Source organism: Soonwooa sp. (assembly GCF_030151385.1).
Lineage (GTDB): Bacteria > Bacteroidota > Bacteroidia > Flavobacteriales > Weeksellaceae > Soonwooa.
Genome location: NZ_JASLDS010000010.1, coordinates 13,890 through 34,954, shown reverse-complemented (window position 1 = coordinate 34,954; position 21,065 = coordinate 13,890). Strand labels below are relative to the sequence as shown.

The following is a 21,065-nucleotide window of genomic DNA, read 5'->3' as shown; positions in this document are numbered from 1 at the left end:
TTCCATTGATGTATCGTAAGATTTTTTATTTTGATGCCAAAAATATCATTTAGAAAAAGTATTTTCGAACTTTAAAAAAAATAAATCTCAATGAAAATTTTAGAAAGCGCTTCGCTTCCAGCTCCAGCAGGGCATTTTTCGCCAGCTATCGAACATAATGGTGTATTGTATCTATCTGGTCAACTTCCAAAACATCCAGTGACTAAAGAGGTTCCCGAAGGTATTGAAGCACAAACCAAACTGTCTCTAGAAAATGTTGAAAATGTCCTAAAAGCTTTTGGACAAGATAAAACATCTGTTATCAGAATGGTGGTGTACATTACAGACATCGCTTATTGGGCGGATGTTAACAGAGTCTATACCGAATTTTTCGGAGAGCACAAACCAGTGCGTTGCATTATCCCGATTGGTCCACTAAATGGTGGTTGCCTTATCGAGGTTGAATGTACGGCTGAGAGAGTTTAAGATTAAAGACCATTTTTAATGGTCTTTTATTTTTCAAAATATGTTGTAATATTTTTTCTATAACTAATTAATACTAAACCAACTAACATATTTACAATCGAAATTACAAGCTCCTGTTTTGACCATATATCTTTAAAGTATGGATTATTCATCATCGAGGAATCACCAGAAAGCAAAAACAATTTGGAAATCAACGAACTAAGGCTAGTTACAACAAAATAAATTCCAACAGTAAAAAGTCCGAGATTCAAAAGTTTTTCTGAATTTAGATTTCCTAAAACAATATTATCATCATCGAAATTTTTATCCAACTTAAAAAAGTTGATGATAAAATCTGGTTTTAATATTACCAATCTTAAAAGCCACAAAAAGAATCCACCAATCAAAACATTAATGATTATGGGATATAGCAATGATCCTCCAAACGAAAACTCTGAAGATGAGGAAAAAATATTTGCTATATTTGTTAACAATCCAAAAAAATTCTGAATAAAAGCAGAAAGCACTAAAAGTTTGATTAGAATTCTGAAAAAGTCTTTTTTAGTCATTTTTTATTTTTCGCTAAAATATGAAAATTCTACAATGAAAAGCTTGGAAAACGCGATTGATAAAGCTTAAATTTGTACAAATTATATTGTTATGAAAGCTTTGAAAATTATCGGTATTGAAACCCGAACTTCTAACGAAAATGGCGTCGCTATTGAAGATTTAGGAAAATTATGGGGACAATTTTTTAGTGAACACATTGCTTCTAAAATTCCGAATAAAATTTCTGACAATATTTACGCTGTCTACACCGATTACGAAAGCGACTACAAAGGGAAATACACCACAATAATCGGCTGCGAAGTTGACAAGCTCGATCATATTCCTGCTGAATTAATAGGAAGAGCCTTTGATGTTCAAAAATCTGAAAAATTTGTAGCTAAGGGTGAAATCCATAAAGCAGTCGGCGAAACTTGGGGAGAGATTTGGGCAAAAGATAAAGAACTAAATAGAACCTATCTTCATGATTATGAAGTCTATGGCGAAAAAGCACAAGATCCTAACAATGCCGAAATCGAAATTTTTATTGGAATTAAATAGCTTTAGTTTTTAGTTTTTAGCTTTTAGCTGTTGGCTATTGGCTATTGGCTATTGGCTATTGGCTATTGGCTATTGGCTATTGGCTATTGGCTATTGGCAAAATTAATTCATAATTAGAAATTAAAAATTCATTTCGAAAAAATGTCTTTAAAAGAAGATCTTCAACATAAAATAGATTTTAAAACCAAACCTTTGGGTGCTTTGGGGCAGCTTGAAAGCCTAGCTTTAAAAATTGGTTTAGCACAAAAGACTTTAACACCTGAGCTTAAAAATCCACATTTAATTGTCTTCGCAGGTGATCACGGTATTGCGCAAGAAGGTGTCAGCGCATATCCGCCAGAAGTGACTTATCAAATGGTTTTAAATTTCCTAAACAATGGCGCCGCAATTAATGTTTTCTGTAAACAAAATAATATCAATTTATCCATTGTTGATGCTGGCGTTAATGGTGATTTTGATGTCAACCAAAATTTATTTCACCATAAAATAGCAAAAGGAACCAAAAGTTTTTCAACTGAAAAAGCAATGTCGGAGGAAGATTTAGAACAATGTTTTGAATATTCAAAAATCTTAATTGACAACATTGCAAAACAAGGGACAAATATTATTGGTTTTGGCGAAATGGGAATTGGTAATACCTCTTCGGCTTCGATGCTTGTTAATGCGTTGACAGACATTTCGTTGGAAGAATGTGTTGGTCGCGGAACAGGATTGAACAATGAAGGCGTTTCGAAAAAGTTAGAAATTCTAACCAAAGCAAAAAATTTCCACAAAAATATAACTGATCCAAAAATAGCTTTGCAGACTTTTGGCGGTTATGAAGTTGCACAAATTACGGCAGCAATGTTAGCTGCTTTTGAAAAAAATATGCTGTTGATGGTAGATGGTTTTATTGCAAGTGCTGCTTTTTTAGTCGCTTCCAAAATCAATCCAGAAATCAAAAACAATGCAATTTTCTGTCATCAAAGTCAGGAAGTTGGACATCGATTATTGCTAGAGTACTTTGGAGAAAAAGCTTTGCTAGATTTAGATTTGCGTTTGGGTGAAGGCACAGGCTGTGCACTCGCCTATCCTTTGATTCAGGCTGCGGTTAATTTTTTAAATGACATGGCAAGTTTTGAAAGCGCTGGCGTAAGTAATAAGTAAATTTTGGATTTAAGAATAAGTCAGCATCTTTTATCACTAATTTTACAAATCCTATTTCGTAAAGCCTAATTTTAGCAAATGAAAAGAGAATTCCACATTTTTTTGACATCATTAATGTTTTTCACAAGAATTCCGATTCCGAGTTTCAAAAACTATGATGAAAAATTACTCAACCAATGCACACGCTATTTTTCGCTGGTTGGGATTTTGGTGGGAAGCATTTCATTTTTCGCTTTTTGGATTTCTAGTTTATTTTTCCCTACCGAAATTGCTGTTATTTTTTCCTTTGTTGCTGGAATTTTGACAACGGGCGCTTTTCATGAAGATGGATTTGCAGATGTTTTTGACGGATTTGGTGGTGGTTGGACGAAGACCAAAATCCTTGATATTATGAAAGATAGCCGCCTCGGAACTTACGGAACAGTCGCACTTTTGTTAATGTTTGCGCTTAAGTTTTTTGCACTTCTTAAGTTTGTTGAGTTTGGTGGTAACAATTGGATGTTTATCTATATTGGCTTTATTTGTTATCATTCTTTAGCGAGAACAGCAGGCATTACATTAAGTTTTCTCATTCCGTATTCTCGCGAAGATGCAAGCAGTAAGAGTAAACCTTTGGCGGTTTCGCATACTTGGAAAGAAGTTTTCGGAGCCTATTTTTTTGGTTGTTTAACATTATTATTTTTAGTAACTTTCTCCTTATATTTTTTGGCAATAATTCCTGTATTATTCCTTTTGGTAATCTATGCCAAATATTACTTTAATAAGTGGATAGACGGTTTTACAGGCGATTGTCTAGGTGCAGTTGAGCAATTTGCAGAGGTATTTATTTTATTAACGATTGTTGCGGTATGTCGATATATTTAATTCGTCACACAGAAGTGGATGTTCCCAAAGGGACTTGTTATGGGCAAAAAGATGTGCCATTGAAGAAGAATGCAGAAAAAGAATTTGTGAAGTTAAAACGACTTCTCCCAAAATCTTATGATATCGTCTACAGTAGTCCTAGCCATCGTTGTACAGAATTAGCAAAATTTTTAGATCCAAAATTCAAGAAAGATAAAGCACTTCTGGAGCTTAATTTTGGAAGTTGGGAAGGCGTATTATGGCAAGACATTCCTGAAGATGAGCTTAAAGTTTGGGGCGAAAATTTTGTTACAGAACATCCGCCAAAAGGAGAAAACCTACTAGAACTTTTCGAGCGTACAAGCCAATTTTTTGACAAACTAAGAATGTACGATGATCAAGATATTGTAATTGTCGCGCATGCAGGCGTTATCCGTTGTATGATTGCGTATATGTTGCAAATTCCGTTGGAGAACATTTTTAAAATCCAAGTTGGATTTGGGAAAGTCTACAAATTTGATTTGAAAGACGACTCGCAATTGGATCAATGGTTTGTTTAATCTTTGTTAAACAAAATGTCGAAACTCAAAAAAATACGTGAGCAGAAAAACCTAACTCAGGAAGAATTATCGGAATTGTCTGGGATTTCGGTGCGAACTATCCAACGCATCGAATCAGGAACGTCGCCAAAAGGCTTTACTTTGAAAGCACTTGTGAAATCTTTAGACGTTTCCGAACGAGATTTTTTAGAAAACACACCTGAGATTCTTGAAACATCCAGCAACGATTCTCAAATTACGACAACGACTTTAGAAGAAAAAATAGAAACGAATTTTGGTTTAATTAAAATCATTAATCTTTCCACACTTCCAGTATCGTTTCTGCCAATTGTTTGTTTTTTGCCACCATTAATTTTGATGTTGGTTTACAAACAAAAATCAAACATCGTCAAGCAAATTATTTCGTTGCAAATCTTGTGGTCGATTTTAGCTCCCATTATTTTTATGATTATCATCTTTATGAAGCTTGGGAAATCTTCGGCAGTCGTCACAATGATCGTTTTAGCCCTGTCAAATATTTTCATCATTCTCAGAAATGCGATGGAAATCGACAGAAAACAAAAACTATATTTCAAACTGAATTTCAACCTGTTATAAAACTTGTCAGGAATTTGGCGGGTTATTGTCGGCTTCTTTTTTTGCATTAAATTCATGTTTAAAAGAATATTTGCAAAAAAAATACAATGCGAAGTCTATTAAAAACAATTTCTATTTTTCTACTTTTTGGCGGTTTTTACAAAGCACAAATTTCTAAAACAGATGCGCTTTTTTTAGAATTAAAGAAACAAGACAGTTTGTTTTTCGAACGTGGATTTAACCAATGCGACATTCAATATTTAGAAAATGCAACAGATGATAATTTAAAGTTCTTTCATGATACTGGTGGTTTTCAAGATAAAAAAGAATTTATTGCAAGAACTAAAAAATACATTTGTTCGAAACCAAATGAGAAAGTAATTCGCAAGGTCCAACCAGAAAGTTTGGAAGTTTTTCCACTTTACAACAATGGACAATTGTACGGTGCCATACAATCTGGAGAACATGATTTTTTCCTGCGAAAGGAAAATAAATCTGACAGCATAACAGGAACTGCAAAATTCACTTCTGTTTGGTTGAAAAATAAAAATACTTGGAAGCTAAGCGAAGTCTTAAGTTATAATCATCAAGAAAAAAATCAAACACAACTAGATTCAACATTTATAGAAAATCTGAGGTTGGAAAACAAGATTCCTACTTTAGGTTTTGCTTTAATTGAAAACGGAAAAATTAGTTTTTCTAAAGTTTTTGGTGAAATAAGTACAGGTACCAAAGCGCCACAAAATAGCATTTTTAATGTTGCTTCTTTAGCCAAGCCGATTACTGCAGTTACAGTTTTAAAACTTGTCGAACTCGGACTTTGGAATCTCGATGAACCACTTTCTAAATATTGGATTGATCCCGATATCAAAAATCATCCTTTTCTTAATAAAGTAACAACGCGAAGTGTATTGAGCCACCAGACAGGATTTCCGAATTGGAGATGGGAAAACGATGATAAAAAATTGGATTTCAAATTCGAGCCAAATACAAAATATCAATATTCTGGAGAAGGTTTCGAATATTTGAGAAAAGCCATTGAATTAAAATTCAATAAATCTTTGGAAGAACTAGCCGAAACTTATGTTTTCCGAAATTTAAAAATGAATGACACGCATTTCACATTTAATAAAGTAAAAGACAAGTCTTTGATGTTGAGTGGTTTTAGTAATTCTGGAGAGGATTACGGTATCGAAAAAAATAACAACATCAATGCTGCAGATGATTTGCTAACCACAATTGACGACTACTCTAGTTTCTTAACAGCAATCCTGAATCAGCAAATTCTTAATGCTTCAAGTTTTAAACAAATGACCACCGAACAAGTCAAAACCAAAGGCCATAAAGCTTTTGGCTTGGGATTCGAAATCTATAAACTTAAAAATAATGAAATTGCTATTTCTCATGGTGGTTCTGACATAGGTGCGCAGACTATTTTCTTTTTGCTTCCAGCATCAAAATCAGGTTTACTTATTTTTACCAACAAAGATGATGGCTATAAAATTTATGAACCAATTCTTAAACATTTTTGGAAGAAAACTGGGGAAGAAATAATTGATATTGAGCTAAAATAATTGCAAAATGTTAATCGAAAATTGTTTCAAATTTGTAACAACTAGCCTAAAATTATTTCAAAATAATCGCTTTGTAAACAGAATGTAGTTTTAAAAATCAATATTAAACTTTGGTTTAATAGTATAAACAAAAAACCAAAAGCCTTAATAGAAGCACCTGTAATCAGTTATTTAGTGATAACATATACAATTGGCATATACAATGTGTTGACATGTAACAAATACATAACATCTCCTTAACAATCCTTGCTACCTTTATCAAAAAAAAGAAAATGAAAAAATTAAACTTTTTTAAAGTATTGCTATGCATGAGCTTGTTATGCTTAATTAATTCTTCCTTCAAAGCACAGTCAAAAAAATCTGCTGTTGGAGAATGTGAGCAAAAAACACCTTTCGACCATTGGAGTGGTGCTTCAACCGATGAGGCAGCATTTGATATCCAAGTTCCAACTGGTCAATCATTTAAGTATTATGGAATGAAGACGACATTTATTTTCTTAGATGATCTTGATGGTGCTTTGGATTATACACTATATGCAGATAACAATGGTCTTCCTGGACAGGTTATCAAACAATTCTCTGGTACAGTAAAAAGAGCTGTTTACATTGGTATGCTTGGAAAAGATATCTACCTAACACAAATAACAGTTATGTTTGACGATCCTTTAGAATTGCCAGGAGGCAAAAAATACTGGATTTCTGCAAAGAGAAAAGGCTGGGCTTTAAATGATGCTGCAACAAGAGGAATAGCTGCCTTTTTTGAAGATGGCAAATGGAAAAAACATGACGTACCAAGCGATCTAGCATTTGAGCTTCTTTGTGATGCTGATGTGCTTAACTATGACTGTACACAACATTCATATTCTGGATTCGTGCCAAACTTCGCGCTGGAAGCTCCAGAAATTAAAAGAGGAAACTACGAATCTGCAAACGATATATTCATCGAAAAAAATAAGTCATTCAATTTAACAAGAATTGACCCAGAAGTTATCGTAACAAGCAGTGAGGAGCTTCCACAGGATTTTGATGTTACAATATATTCTGACAAAAACAATGCACCAGACCAAGTTATTGCTAGTTTTAGCAAAATAAAACCAGCTAGTTTAACAAAATCTGCATTGTATCCTGATGTAAAAACTTATGCTTATCTAGCCAAACTAATTCTTCCACAAGCAGTTAGTTTGAATGGTGGAAGTAATGGTACAAGATATTGGATTGGACTAAAAGGAGTCGGAACTATGGATAATGATTATGAAGTTAATGTAAGATGGATTTCATATCCTTATGACGCAGGTAGCAACTCGAAGCCTGTTATGATTCGAGTAGATGATCCGAATGCTAGTTGGACACAATATTCTACAGCAGATACAGATAGCTACGAAACTGGATTCGATGTTTATGGTGATTGTAAAGATGCTTTGGCAGTAAACGAAAACAATCGTTTTAACTTCCAATATTATCCAAATCCTACTAAAAACTTCATAGATATAAAATCTGATAAGAAAATCGAAAGCATTTCTTTCTTTGCTCTAGATGGCAAAAAAGTACTTGGCACTAATGTGAAAGCCAATGAAAACAGAATTAGCTTAGCAACTTTACCTGTTGGATTGTATATTATGGAAGCGAAATTCGAAGATGGAAGTTCTAAAAACTTTAAAATCATTAAACAATAATCTCTTCATTTCCAATCAAAAAAAGAGCCTGTGTAAATTTTATTGATAAAATTTTCATAGCTATTTTGAGATGAATTTTTTATTTCATATTTGAAGATTTAGCGGGCTAAATCAAAAATAGGAAGCAAAAAATTGGCTTAAAAGAGCATTAAAATTTAGCAAAGATGTGCTGAATAGTTTAAAAATATGTTTCGGTAAAATTTTTAAACAGGCTCTAATAGTTAGTTAATTATTTTTTGAACATTTTAGAAAGTTTATTGAACTTGTTTCAGTAAACTTTCTTTTTTTAAATGCCAGAGGCTGATTCTTTGTTTTTAACATAGAAAAAATAAGCATTTAATAATCCCGAAAGCAACCAAAATACATAACCAATTGGAATCTTCCTGTATTCGGTCATGGCATATAAATCTGGTTTTAGAACATAATCTAATCCATAAAATAACATTGGAATTACCGTAAAATAGGCTAAATATTTTGCAAGATCCTTTTTGTATATTATCCAAGAAACGATCAACGAAAGATTGCACAACCATGTTATAAAATCTAATGGCGCTGCAATCATCATCCAACCCAAACCCGCATACTGATAACCAAAAGTTTCGGATCTCGTAAAATCAGGTGGAATGTAGGAAAATACAGGCGTCACCAAACTAATGACATAACTGATAATACTAAAAATGAGAAAATTCTTTTTCATGTTTATAAAGTTAAACTAAAATTTTCGTCAAAGCTTAGAATCCCTTCATCTATGTTATTAGGATGTGTGGTAAAACCTTTTAGTTTCGAAGTTTTTCCTTTTTTAATTAAATCAAAAATTTGTTTTTCAGTCAACTTCTTTCCAAAGACTTCAAATGTAACCTTGAAACCACAAGCTTTAAAATCTGTGCAGCCAATTGCTGTTTTGCCCTTTATGAGTTTGCTTTGTTTACATTTTGGACAATCCTCTTCTTCCCAAACAATGCTCGTCACTTTTCTAGGTGCTCGTTCCTTTTTTTCCTTTACCACGACTTCTTCCTCACGATGCGCGATAACTTTTGCTTTTTCGTGAACAACCTTGTGCGTCAACTCGGTCACCATTTGTATCAACTCATCTTTGAACTGGTTGGCTTCGTACTCTCCTTTTTCAATTTTACGAAGTTTGAATTCCCACTCCCCAGTTAATTCTGGACTTTTGAGAAGTTCATCTTGTATTGTATCAATCAATTCGATGCCGACAGTTGTTGCAAAAATATTCTTCTTTTTGCGGTCGATATATTTTCTTTTAAATAAAGTTTCGATAATATTGGCTCGCGTTGATGGTCGTCCAATACCATTATTTTTGAGCATTTCACGAAGTTCCTCATCTTCTACTTGTTTACCAGCCGTTTCCATAGCGCGTAGCAAAGTTGCCTCTGTATAAGGTTTTGGTGGACTCGTTTTTCCTTGATGGATTAGCGGTTCGTGCTCTCCTTTTTCACCAATAACAAATTCGGGAATCGATTGCTCTTCGTCTTTATCCTTCTTTTCAGAATCGTCTTTTTTGTCTTTTGCATAGACTTCGCGCCATCCCATTTCTAGAATTTGTCGCCCAGATGCTTTGAAAGGAATTGTACCAACCTGTGCTTCCACCAAAGTGTTCGAAATTTTACATTCAGGATAAAACACAGCGATAAAACGCTTCGCTACCAAATCATAAATCAGTTTTTCTTCTTTGCTAAGATTGGATGTTGGCGGAATTTCGGTCGGAATAATCGCGTGGTGATCCGTTACTTTAGAATCGTCGAAAACCGCTTTAGACTTAGGAATTGGCTGACTTAGCAAAACACTTGTCCATTCTGTATAAAACTTCATCGACGCAAGAATTCCTGCAATTTTGGGATACAAACTATCCGAAAGGTAAGTCGTATCAACTCTTGGATAGGTCGTATGTTTTTTCTCGTAAAGACTTTGGATATATTTAAGCGTATTCTCTGCAGAAAAACCATATTTTTTGTTGGCTTCAACCTGCAAAGCGGTCAAGTCAAACAATCTAGGATTTTTTTCGCGACCTTCTTTTATTTCAAAAGATAAAATTTCGAACAGATGTTGTTTAAGATATTCTAAACCTTTTTCAGCTTTGTCCAAAGATTTTAGACGGTCAATTGCTGCATTAAAAACAACGTCTCGATATTTGGTTTTCAGTTCCCAATATTCTTCTGTTTGGAAAGCATCAATCTCTTTTTGACGTTGTACCAACATTGCCAAAGTCGGCGTCTGGACACGTCCAATGGATAGAACCGCTTTGTTACCACCATATTTTTTGGTAAACAGTCGTGTGGCATTAATTCCTAAAAGCCAATCACCAATCGCGCGAGCATTTCCCGCAAGATAAAGATTTTGATAATCTTCGGCGGGTTTCAAAGTTTCAAAACCTTCTTTGATGGCATCTTCCGTCAAAGACGAAATCCAAAGACGTTTCATCGGTTTTTTACACTTTGCCTTTTGTAAAACCCAGCGTTGTATCAACTCTCCTTCTTGCCCAGCATCCCCACAGTTAATGACTTCATCACAATCTTCAACTAGTTTCTCTATGGTTTTGAACTGCTTTTCGACACCGTTATTTGGGATTAATTTAATGCCAAAATTCTGTGGAATAATCGGTAAGAACACCAAATCCCAAGATTTGAAATGAGGACTGTAATCGTGTGGTTCTTTTAGTGTACACAGATGACCAAAAGTCCAAGTTACACAATAACCGTTACCTTCGTAATAGCCTTGTTTTGGCATATCTGCGCCCAAAACTTTGGCAATATCGCGGGCAACACTTGGTTTTTCGGCAATGCACAACTTCATAGATTTTCAGTTCTAAATTTGAACAAACAAAGGTCGACAATTTTTCATTAAAAGACAATTGCTGAGCTTTTGATTTTTTTTTCAGAAATTAGGAAAACTTAAATTAAAATTATGACGCCTGAAAAACGACAATTGGTTGAGAAAAGTTTTAACAACTCCGAAACTTTAAAGTTTTATAAAGCAACTTTGGAAGAATTGGACACCGATTATATCTCCATCAAAATTCCAAAACAAGACATCATGACGCGCAAAGCCGGAATGTTTAATGGTGCGATGATGGCTTCTTTGGTCGATGTTTCCTCAGGTTATGCTGCAGTCACGCATTATGACGAGGATTGTTATGTTGTAACGGTTGAATTAAAAGTTAATTACTTGCGTCCTGCAATTGGCGATGCACTTCTCAGCAAATCTTATGTTATAAAAGGCGGAAAAAGCATCAGCGTTGTCCGCACCGAAATCTATTGCATCACCGAAAACCAAAAGGAATCTCATGTTGCAACTTCGCTTGTAACCATGATGAGAATCAAATAAAAAAGCACTCAATTGAGTGCTTTTTTTACTTAGATTATTTTCGGGGAAATCATTTGTAGTCAATAATGATAAAAAAATCAACTTGTTTTCGATACAATTTTCTTCGAAAATCACTCAAACTGACGTTAATTTTTTTTTCCCGAACATACTTTATTTAGATTTCGACATAATTTCTTGAGCCTTATAAAGGTCATTTTCAGCTTTATAAATTCTAAATTTCGCTTCGTAACCATCTGGAATATAAAGCACAATTGGCATTCTACCATTATAATCTGTGAAATATCCTTGTGATTTTACGAACTCATTTTTAGGTGTCGCATTTGGACAAGCCATCAGTGTAGATGGTGTTGCTCCATTGGTTTTGAAAGTCAAATAATCATATCCCCAACCTTTTAATTCTGATTTTGAAAACTCGCCAGATAACCACGTTTTGTTACAACCATCGGTTTGCATATTTTTCCCTACGAAAATTTCAATTTTCTTATTGGCATCACTATCAGAATGTGGCACCTCAATTACCACCTGTTTCATTGCTTTTTCCGCTTTTGGAAAAGGTGTGATATCTACCTTTTGCGTTATTTGTGCAAAGCTTAAACTTGATAATAAACTCAATCCTAAAAGCATTCCGCCAGTTAATGTACTTTTCATTTTTTTATTTTTTGCTAACATCCAATTCGCAATATGCATACCAAAACGTACATCAGAAAGCTGACAAGAATCAATTTAACCTTTTCAAAAAAAGCTAATCGTAGAAGTAATTTCAATAAAAAAAGCCTCAAAAATGAGACTTTTAGTTTTAATTATTTTGAAAGATTTTTATCCTTATTTTTCTTTACTCCTAGATAACACAAATACAAGAATGCCACCCAAATTGGAATCAGTTCCACCGAAATTTTTAGTCCTGTAAACCACATAATCACCAAAATTCCCAAAAGGAAAATAAGGCAAATATAATTGGTCAACGGATAAGCAAAAGATGGGAACAAAGTTTTGGTATTTTTATAAGCTTGCTTAAATTTGAGATGTGTGTAACTAATCATAATCCAATTGATTACAAGGCAAGAAACCACCAACGACATCAAGACTTCTAAAGCTTTCTCAGGAATAATTTTATTAATAACAATACAAATCGCTGCAAAGCCTGCTGACACCAAAATTGCATTAACAGGAACATGATTTTTATTTAATTTCGATAAAAATTTAGGTGCATTCCCTTGGTCTGCCAACCCAAACAACATCCTACTATTACTGTATACACTACTATTATAAACGGATAATGCCGCAGTTAAAACAATGATATTGAGAATATTAGCAATCAATTTTGTAAAATGAATTGTCGTTCCAAATAAGTCAAATTGAAAACCGTTTAATCTTTCAAAAACCATAACAAATGGGCTACTTCCAGCTGTAATTTTTTCCCAAGGAGACAGTGAAAACAAGATAATCAGGGCGCCAACATAGAAAATTAAAATTCTATAAATTACCTGATTCGTAGCTTTTGGAATATTTTTCTCAGGATTTTCTGCCTCAGCTGCTGTAATACCAACCAACTCCAACCCTCCGAACGAAAACATAATCAAAGCCATTGCCGCCAAAAGCCCTACAAATCCGCCTTTAGCATCGGTACCAATCCAACCTTTTGGGAAGAAACCACCATTATTCCAAAGGTTAGAAACTGTTGCTTGCTCGCCTCCTGTTCCACTGATTAAAAGATAAGTTCCAAAAATAATCATCGCGATAATTGCGACAACTTTCACGATAGAAAACCAAAATTCGGCTTCACCATAGACTTTTACCGAAGCTAGATTCAATGCGTTAATAACAAAAAAGAAGAACAAACTGGATACCCACAACGGAATCTCTGGCCACCAAAACTGCACATAGACACCAATTGCCGTCAACTCTGCCATACTAACGAGAATATACAACAACCAGTAATTCCAGCCAGAAGCAAAACCAGCAAAAGAGCCCCAATATTTGTAAGCAAAATGACTAAAACTTCCCGAAACAGGCTCCTGAACTACCATTTCGCCAAGTTGACGCATAATAAAAAAAGCAATAAGACCTGCAACAGCATAGCCCAAAATTACTGACGGGCCTGCCAAAACTGCGGCAGGACCGATACCTAAAAACAATCCTGTTCCGATTGCCCCACCTAAGGCAATCAGCTGAATATGGCGATTTTTGAGACCTCTTTTTAACTCTGTTTTAGATTCTCCCGATTGTTGTTTTGTTTCCAAATTCTTTTGTTTTGAAATAAAGTCCCTAAAATAGCAATTTAATTGTATTCAGCAATTGAAATATTTTGATTCCTTTTATATTTTTAAACATATTCGTGTTTCGTTAACAATTTTTGAAACTTCAAAAAAATAATTTCAATTGATAAAGCTTTAGACTAACTTTGCACTATGCAAATCGATTCTATTTTATCAAAACTCCAAATCCCATCGCTCAATACGATGCAAAATTCTGCATACAAAACCAGCGATAACTTTCAAGATTTGGTTTTACTTTCGCCAACAGGTTCTGGGAAAACCTTAGCCTTTTTGTTCCCCGTTTTAAGAAATTTAAAAAAGGACAAAAAAGGTGTTCAAGCTTTAATTATGGCACCATCTCGAGAATTAGCCATCCAAATTGAGCAAGTTTTCAAAAGTATGGGAACAGGTTTCAAAGTTAATTCTTGTTATGGCGGACACTCTGTAAAGATTGAAGAAAATAACTTTAAAGAACCACCAGTAGTTTTGGTTGGGACACCTGGAAGAATTGCGTATCATATTAGAAATCAAAACTTTAACCCAAAAAGTGTTGAAACTTTGGTGTTGGACGAATTTGATAAATCTTTAGAATTCGGTTTTACAGAAGATATGTCTTTCATCATCGGACAAATGAAACATCTGAAACATCGCATTCTAACTTCTGCTACAGAAATGCGTGAGATTCCAGAATTCACGGGTTTAAAAGATGAAAAATACGTTGATTTTCTTCGCGAAAAACAGGTTAAACCGAATTTAACGCTTAAAAAAGTAATGAGTCTTCCCGAAGAAAAACTGGAAACTTTAATTGCTTTAATTGGAAAAATCGGTGCTAAAAATACTTTGATATTTTGCAATCATCGAGAAGCCGTTAACAGAATTAGTGAGCTTTTAGAACAAAATAATGTTACACACGAATCTTTCCACGGCGGAATGGAACAGGATGAACGCGAACGTGCTTTGTTAAAGTTTAGAAATGGAAGTATCCGAATTTTGATTACCACAGATTTGGCTGCGCGAGGTCTCGATATTCCAGAAGTTGAAGCGATTATTCATTACCAATTGCCGCCAAAAGAAGATGCTTTTATTCACAGAAACGGACGTACAGCACGTATGAAAGCTTCGGGAATTGCCTATCTTATTATGACAAAAGATGAGCAATATCCTTTCCTTAAAAACGATATCAAAGAAGAAAGTCTTAGCACCAATTATAAACTTCCGAAAACTGCTGACTTTAAAACTTTATACATCAGTGCTGGTAAAAAGGATAAAGTTAACAAAGTTGATATTGTTGGTTACCTCATCAAAACTGGAGGTCTGGAAAAAGACGATGTTGGCTTAATCGAAGTGAAAGATACCACGGCTTATGTTGCGGTTAATGCTACAAAAGTGAGAACGCTACTCGCTAATCTCAAAGATAAAAAGCTGAAAGGCAAAAAAGTGAAAATCGAAATTGCAATGTAATTTTAAATGCAAATCCTCTGTGAAAATGGAGGATTTTTTGTTTAAAAATTTTAATTTTATAAAAAAAATCAAAGATGGAAAACCAAATTAAAACCTCAACTTTAAATTTTCTTTCAAAGCTTGAAATCAACAACAACCGTGACTGGTTTAATGAAAACAAAAATCTGTATGTTGATGCGCAACAGAATTTTATTTCGGTGGTGGATGAGATTATCCAAGGAATTTCTGCCTTTGATGACAGCGTTCAAAAATTGGAAGCCAAAAGTTGTGTTTTCAGAATCTATAAAGACACGCGATTTTCAAAAGATAAAACGCCTTACAAAACCAACATGGGTGCTTCTTTAGCCGAAAAAGGAACTAAGACTTTAAGTCATGCTGGTTATTACATCCATCTGCAACCTGGACAATCTTTTTTGGCTGGCGGCGTATACATGACCGAAACAGCGAATCTTAAATTAATTCGACAAAAAATAAGTTCTGAATCCGAGGAATTTTTAAACCTCATCAATAACAAAAATTTTAAGAAGAACTTGGAACTTCGTGGTGATCGATTGGTAAAGGTTCCACAAGGATTTGATAAAGAAGATCCAATGGCAGATTATCTAAAATACAAGCAGTTCACGGTTTTTCATCAACTAACAGACGAAGACGTTTTAGACAAAAAATTTGTGGAAAAGGCTGTGAAAATCTTTAAGGAAATTTATCCTTTTAATCAATTTTTAAATGAAGCTTTGAGTTAAATTTAAACTTCATTTTCTTCCACGTTTTCCCAATATTTTGGATTTGAAAGGATAAAACTAATAATATCACCAACAACTTTCAGAACCAAAATGTAACCAAACATCATTGCGAACAGCGGAATATAAAACTTGAAAAATGGTATTGCGATAAGATCGGAAGCGCTTGCATTAGAATATGTCAAGCGTTTTTTGCTGTTTTGATAATACATAATTCCGTTAGCAATCGCCCAGAATGATGACAACAAATCGGACCATTGAAAAACAAATTTGCCATCGTTTTTCCAAATATTAAATCCATAGAAAATACAAATTAAAAATCCTGTAACAAAACATCCCATTATCAAGAAAATAGCAGCATAGATGTAATTTCCCTTTTCGTCTTTGTCGATGTAAGAACCAAATTCTTTGCGGTTGGAATCTGTTTTTTTTCGGGCTTTGTTGAGTCTGTATTTTTTTTTGAGATATTTAATTGGCGTATTTCGAAGCAAAAAATAATGCGCGACAATCAAACAAAAAGTTTGGATAATCTGTATAACAACTAGGTTGTACAAAAAGTCGGCATTGCTTCCATACTTTACAACAACAAAAAAATTCAGCAGAACAACGCTCCAGAATAAGGGATCTTTTAAAAGTTTGTTAAGAGAAAATTTTCGTTTTGGCATTTATCGCAATAATTGATTTTAAAGATAAATAAGTTTTTTAACATTTTAACGAACAAAATAAAATTGATATTAACAGGTCGCTCCTACGGAGCTCTCTTTATATTAATCTTCTTTTTGCTATTAACAGAAAGCTCCGCTGGAGCTATCATTTTTCTAAATTAACAATATTAACTTTAGGTCGAGGAAAAGTACTCTTATTTATATGAGACATCACTTCGATTTCTATGACATATGCAAATTAAAATTATACGCAGATTCGTTTTTTATTAAAGCATATATTCTGTGTATAATTTTATTTCTAATTGCGTTGAGTATACACATTTTGTTTTTCCCTTCCGCAACTTTTCTTTGAAAGTATATTGCCAAATCATTTTTTAATCTTATTGAGCTGAGTGCTGCCAAATGCAGTACTTTTTTAAGTTCTTTATCCGCCATTGTAGAAACCCTTGGTTTTCGATAAATTGAACTCCCAGAACTGTATTCAAATGGTGCAACCCCTGCATAACAAGCCATTTTGCGAGCAGATTTTATATCTGAAAAGCCTTTGGTTTTTATAATCATCAATGTTGCTAAAACCTTTCCTACACCTGGAATACTTTGTATGCGATCGTATTGAGATTTTAATTCTTCGTTAGAATTTATTAGTTCAAAAATTTTATCCTCAATACTTTTAATCTGCTTATCCAAAGTCAAAATCAATTGCTTGTTTAGCTTTGTAACGTCTTTATCTGCAATGTTTTTTAACTGTTCTGCATCTTTAAGTTGATTTCGAAGTCCTGCACGTATTTTTACACGATGTCGACGTTCTGCGTTTAGTAGGCTTAGCTTTTGGATTTCGATTGAGCTGGCGTTCCAAAGCTCAAGATCCATAAAATTTCGTTCAATAAAAGTGCAAATCCTTTGGCTATCAATACTGTCATTTTTACCTCTTACCAAGCCAACACTTCTCTTCAAGTGTAGTGCATTAATCACATAAACAGACAATTTTGTCGATGCTAAAACTTCATATAAAGCAAAGTTATAACGTCCTGTATTTTCCATTGCAATAACAGTTCCGCTCTCATTTTCAAACGATTTTAGAAACTTTCTTATCGCTTTAACTTCATTTTTAATCTGATAATGTTGTTCAATTTCGTTTGATTTTACAAATAAGTCCAACGTTAACTTGCTAACATCTACTCCAATAAAAACTTTTTCCATAACTTTGATTTTAAGATTTTAAAGAGAAACTTATCAAGAGCTCAACTCCTTTGTAATGGGTTTCTATCTGAGTTTTTGATAAGAAGTGTTTAAGTCTAAATCGAAGGATGAGCTACAACTCTGAGTAAATATTAGTTTACTTAAACACTTTTCTCTTTATCCTAAAGTTATCTCTATTTCTTGTTACAAATCTAAAGGAGTAAGAATCGGAACGATTTTGTATCGAGAAGTTTTAATGATAAGTTCTCGATACGATTTCTGCGAAAACCACTCAAACTGACGTTAATTTTCTTATCCAGTACTCAGATTATTATTAAAAACAAAATTAACAGGTCGCTCCTACGGAGCTCTCTTTCATTCATCTTCTTTTGCTATTAACAGTTCGTTCCTACGGAACTTCGTTAAGCAGCGCTACAATTTTCATTTTAATCATTAAATAATTTCGAACAAGATTGACACTCAACTACAAATCACAATAAAAATGGCTGACACTTATTGATTTCAATTTAATAAAAAACAGCAGCAAAATTAAATTTGCTGCTGTTAATATCTAAATTTTTCGTTGAGAAAAATTAATTACATATAAGCTTCAATTGGCTCACAAGTACAGATTAAGTTTCTGTCTCCATAAGCTTCATCAATTCTAGAAACTGTTGCGAAGAATTTGTGATCGCGTACCCAATCTAGTGGATAAGCTGCTTTTTCTCTTCCGTAAGGTTTGTCCCAAGCATCAGAAATAATTACTTGCTCTGTGTGAGGCGCATTTTTCAACACATTATTTTCTTTGTCAGCTTCGCCATTTGCAATCTCGTCAATCTCTTGTTTAATAGAGATTAAAGCTTCAGCAAATCTGTCAATTTCTGACTTAGATTCAGATTCTGTAGGTTCGATCATTAAAGTTCCAGCAACGGGGAAGCTCACTGTTGGTGCGTGGAATCCGTAATCCATCAAACGTTTTGCAACATCAGCAACTTCAATTCCTAAAGCTTTGAACTGACGGAAATCTACGATACACTCATGCGCTACTCTTCCGTCCTCGTTTGAATATAAAATTGGGAAATGATCCGCAAGAATTTCTTTAAGGTAGTTAGCATTAAGAATCGCGTGTTCAGTTGCTTTTTTAAGACCTGAAGTTCCTAACATTTTGATATAAGCATACGAAATATTTAGGATTAAACCAGATCCGTAAGGTGCTGCAGAAATCGCGTCGATAGCTTCTTTACCTCCAGTTTGGATGTTTGCATTACTTGGCAAGAATGGTACTAAATGCTCAGCAACACAGATTGGACCAACGCCTGGACCTCCACCACCGTGAGGAATTGCAAAAGTCTTGTGCAAGTTAAGGTGGCAAACGTCAGCACCAATGTTACCTGGACTTGTATAGCCAACTTGCGCATTCATGTTTGCACCATCCATATAGACTTGTCCACCGTGTTGGTGAATAAGATCTGTAATTTCTTTTATGTTTTTATCAAAGAAACCATAAGTCGACGGATAGGTAATCATAATCGCAGAAAGGTTTTCTGAATGTTGCTCCACTTTAGCTTTTAGATCTTCGAAATCGATTTCTCCATTTTCTAAATTTTTAACAACAACGATTTTCATACCTGCCATTGCAGCTGATGCAGGGTTAGTACCGTGTGCAGATTGAGGAATAACCACCACATTTCTGTGTAGATCGCCTCTAGACTTATGATATTCGCGAATTACCATTAATCCAGCATATTCACCTTGCGCACCAGAATTCGGTTGAAGTGAAGTTCCTGCAAAACCTGTAATTTCTGCTAAATCTTTTTCTAATTCTTTAATTAATTTTTGATAACCTCCAGCTTGCTCTCTTGGTACAAATGGATGAACACTTCCCCATTCTCCCCAAGATAAAGGAATCATCTCTGTTGCTGCATTTAACTTCATTGTACAAGAACCTAAAGAAATCATCGAATGTGTCAATGACAAATCTTTACGCTCTAGACGTTTGATGTAACGCATCAATTCGGTCTCAGTATGATATTTGTTGAAAACCTCTTCTTTAAGGATTTCATCATTTCTAAGCATATCAGCAGGAATCGTAATTTCTTCTTTTAATTCTAATTGGTAAGCTTGTTTGCCTTTAAAACTAGCAAAAGCCGCTACTAATTTTTGAAGATTTTCGATTGTAGTTGTTTCATTGATCGAAATACTGATAAAGCCTTGTGTAAAGTAATTAAGGTTAATTTTTTGATCAAGCATTAACATCTTTAAAGATGCTTTTTCTTCTTCATGAATTCTAAATTTAACCGTATCAAATACTGGTTCAGCTACAACATCGTAGCCTAAAACTTTAAGTGCATCGCGAAGAGCGTTGGCTTTGTAATGAATTTGGTTTGCGATAAAATCTAAACCTTTTGGACCATGATACACTGCGTACATACCAGCCATAACTGCTAGCAATACTTGTGCAGTACAAATGTTAGACGTTGCTTTTTCTCTTTTAATATGTTGCTCTCTCGTTTGCAATGCCATACGCAGCGCACGTCTGCCATATACATCTTGAGAAACCCCAATAATACGTCCAGGGATATCTCTTTTGTAATCTTCTTTACAAGCAAAGAAAGCGGCGTGTGGACCACCATAACCCATCGGAATACCGAAACGTTGTGTTGTACCAACTGCACAGTCAGCGCCCATCGAAGCTGGTGATTTTAATTTCACCAACGCCATTGGATCACAAGCAACAACTACTTGAAGATCTAGGTTTTTGTACTCAGCAATTTTTTCTGTGTAGTCGATAACCACACCATTCTTTCCTGGATATTGCAAAAGCACACCATAATAAGAATCGTTAAGTTGGTGCTCTTCAAAATTACCAACGATAAGCTCGATACCAAGACCTTCAGCTTTCGTTTTAAGAACCGAAATCGTTTGTGGTAACACCAAATCCGAAACAAAGAACTTAATAGCATTGGCTTTCTTTTGATCTTTAGTTCTGTTATTGAAGAACATGTGCATCGCCTCAGCAGCTGCAGTTGACTCATCCAACAAAGATGCATTTGCCAATTGGAAACCTGTTAAATCGCAAACAACTGTTTGGAAGTTAAGTAAAGCCTCCAGACGTCCTTGTGCAATCTCTGCTTGGTAAGGCGTATAAGCTGTATACCAAGATGGATTTTCCAAAATGTTTCTTTGGATTGCCGATGGCAAAATTGTATTAAAATATCCAAACCCAATGTAGTTATCAAACATTGCATTTTGAGACGCCAAATCTTTAGAATGCAATAACATTTCGTACTCCGAAAGTGGCGCCGAAATATCAAGGTCTTTTTCTAGTCTAATAGCATCTGGAATGGTTTGCGAAATAAGTTGTTCTACGGAATCAACGCCTATTCTCTTTAACATTGCCGCTTTATCAGCGTCGTTCAGGCTTATGTGACGGTTCACAAACTGCTGTGTATTCATTTATACTTTTTATTAGGAATTATCAAATATTAATGAGCGTAAATTTA

General features: G+C 34.4%; 19 protein-coding genes. 11 read left to right on the top strand and 8 right to left on the bottom strand.

Translation table 11 applies throughout. From position 1 onward, the window contains the following. Positions 1 to 90: 90 nt before the first annotated feature. Positions 91 to 465 (top strand): RidA family protein, encoded by a 375-nt coding sequence (locus Q1V95_RS01620; RefSeq protein WP_300669557.1) that lies wholly within the window; start codon positions 91 to 93, stop codon positions 463 to 465. A gap of 26 nt (positions 466 to 491) precedes the next feature. Here Q1V95_RS01620 and Q1V95_RS01615 read toward each other — a convergent pair whose 3' ends face one another. Further along, positions 492 to 1,013: a hypothetical protein gene (locus Q1V95_RS01615; RefSeq protein ID WP_300669554.1), complete on the bottom strand. Its 522-nt coding sequence runs from the start codon at positions 1,011 to 1,013 to the stop codon at positions 492 to 494. 91 nt (positions 1,014 to 1,104) lie between these two features. Between Q1V95_RS01615 and Q1V95_RS01610 the strand changes: the two genes are divergently transcribed. The 7 genes from Q1V95_RS01610 to Q1V95_RS01580 all read left to right on the top strand — a co-directional run bounded on the left by Q1V95_RS01610 (position 1,105) and on the right by Q1V95_RS01580 (position 7,923). After that, entirely contained in the window at positions 1,105 to 1,551 is a 447-nt protein-coding gene (locus Q1V95_RS01610) for an effector binding domain-containing protein (protein WP_300669552.1), read from the top strand. A 141-nt stretch (positions 1,552 to 1,692) separates the two neighbouring features. After that, entirely contained in the window at positions 1,693 to 2,697 is a 1,005-nt protein-coding gene (cobT, locus tag Q1V95_RS01605; RefSeq protein WP_300669549.1) for a nicotinate-nucleotide--dimethylbenzimidazole phosphoribosyltransferase, read from the top strand. A gap of 78 nt (positions 2,698 to 2,775) precedes the next feature. After that, entirely contained in the window at positions 2,776 to 3,561 is a 786-nt protein-coding gene (locus Q1V95_RS01600; RefSeq protein WP_300669546.1) for an adenosylcobinamide-GDP ribazoletransferase, read from the top strand. Beyond that, a complete protein-coding gene (gene cobC / locus Q1V95_RS01595) occupies positions 3,546 to 4,100 on the top strand; it encodes an alpha-ribazole phosphatase (RefSeq protein ID WP_300669544.1) in 555 nt (184 codons plus the stop codon). The genes Q1V95_RS01600 and cobC overlap by 16 nt, the downstream gene beginning before the upstream one ends. Before the next feature lie 15 nt (positions 4,101 to 4,115). Continuing rightward, entirely contained in the window at positions 4,116 to 4,697 is a 582-nt protein-coding gene (locus tag Q1V95_RS01590) for a helix-turn-helix domain-containing protein (RefSeq protein ID WP_300669542.1), read from the top strand. Between the two features lie 86 nt (positions 4,698 to 4,783). Then, positions 4,784 to 6,250 carry a class A beta-lactamase-related serine hydrolase gene (locus Q1V95_RS01585; RefSeq protein WP_300669539.1) on the top strand — a complete coding sequence of 489 codons (1,467 nt, stop codon included), beginning with the start codon at positions 4,784 to 4,786 and terminating at the stop codon, positions 6,248 to 6,250. 272 nt (positions 6,251 to 6,522) lie between these two features. Next, on the top strand, positions 6,523 to 7,923 hold the full coding sequence (locus tag Q1V95_RS01580) for a T9SS type A sorting domain-containing protein (RefSeq protein ID WP_300669537.1): 1,401 nt from the start codon (positions 6,523 to 6,525) through the stop codon (positions 7,921 to 7,923). 286 nt (positions 7,924 to 8,209) lie between these two features. Here Q1V95_RS01580 and Q1V95_RS01575 read toward each other — a convergent pair whose 3' ends face one another. Then, positions 8,210 to 8,620, bottom strand: a complete 411-nt coding sequence (locus Q1V95_RS01575; RefSeq protein ID WP_300669535.1) for a hypothetical protein — start codon at positions 8,618 to 8,620, stop codon at positions 8,210 to 8,212. Positions 8,621 to 8,622: 2 nt separating this feature from the next. After that, positions 8,623 to 10,734 (bottom strand): type IA DNA topoisomerase, encoded by a 2,112-nt coding sequence (locus Q1V95_RS01570; protein WP_300669534.1) that lies wholly within the window; start codon positions 10,732 to 10,734, stop codon positions 8,623 to 8,625. A gap of 111 nt (positions 10,735 to 10,845) precedes the next feature. On the opposite strand from Q1V95_RS01570, the gene Q1V95_RS01565 reads away from it, so the two are divergent. Continuing rightward, complete coding sequence (locus Q1V95_RS01565; RefSeq protein WP_300669532.1) at positions 10,846 to 11,265, top strand: PaaI family thioesterase; 420 nt, start codon at positions 10,846 to 10,848, stop codon at positions 11,263 to 11,265. Positions 11,266 to 11,415: 150 nt separating this feature from the next. Here Q1V95_RS01565 and Q1V95_RS01560 read toward each other — a convergent pair whose 3' ends face one another. After that, positions 11,416 to 11,913, bottom strand: coding sequence for an ecotin family protein (locus Q1V95_RS01560; RefSeq protein ID WP_300669531.1), 498 nt, complete (start codon positions 11,911 to 11,913; stop codon positions 11,416 to 11,418). Between the two features lie 152 nt (positions 11,914 to 12,065). Then, entirely contained in the window at positions 12,066 to 13,505 is a 1,440-nt protein-coding gene (locus Q1V95_RS01555) for an amino acid permease (protein WP_300669528.1), read from the bottom strand. Positions 13,506 to 13,673: 168 nt separating this feature from the next. Here Q1V95_RS01555 and Q1V95_RS01550 point away from each other — a divergent pair, with 168 nt between their 5' ends. Together Q1V95_RS01550 and Q1V95_RS01545 are read left to right on the top strand one after the other, a co-directional pair. Next, a complete protein-coding gene (locus tag Q1V95_RS01550) occupies positions 13,674 to 14,981 on the top strand; it encodes a DEAD/DEAH box helicase (protein ID WP_300669525.1) in 1,308 nt (435 codons plus the stop codon). 74 nt (positions 14,982 to 15,055) lie between these two features. Next, positions 15,056 to 15,721, top strand: a complete 666-nt coding sequence (locus Q1V95_RS01545) for a DUF2461 domain-containing protein (RefSeq protein ID WP_300669522.1) — start codon at positions 15,056 to 15,058, stop codon at positions 15,719 to 15,721. Between the two features lie 2 nt (positions 15,722 to 15,723). On the opposite strand, the gene Q1V95_RS01540 is transcribed toward Q1V95_RS01545, so the two are convergent. The 3 genes from Q1V95_RS01540 to gcvP form a co-directional block, all read right to left on the bottom strand. Further along, positions 15,724 to 16,383 (bottom strand): hypothetical protein, encoded by a 660-nt coding sequence (locus Q1V95_RS01540; RefSeq protein WP_300669519.1) that lies wholly within the window; start codon positions 16,381 to 16,383, stop codon positions 15,724 to 15,726. Between the two features lie 222 nt (positions 16,384 to 16,605). Continuing rightward, entirely contained in the window at positions 16,606 to 17,583 is a 978-nt protein-coding gene (locus Q1V95_RS01535) for an IS110 family transposase (RefSeq protein WP_300669516.1), read from the bottom strand. 576 nt (positions 17,584 to 18,159) lie between these two features. After that, a complete protein-coding gene (gene gcvP, locus Q1V95_RS01530; protein ID WP_300669513.1) occupies positions 18,160 to 21,018 on the bottom strand; it encodes an aminomethyl-transferring glycine dehydrogenase in 2,859 nt (952 codons plus the stop codon). Between the last annotated feature and the right edge of the window lie 47 nt (positions 21,019 to 21,065).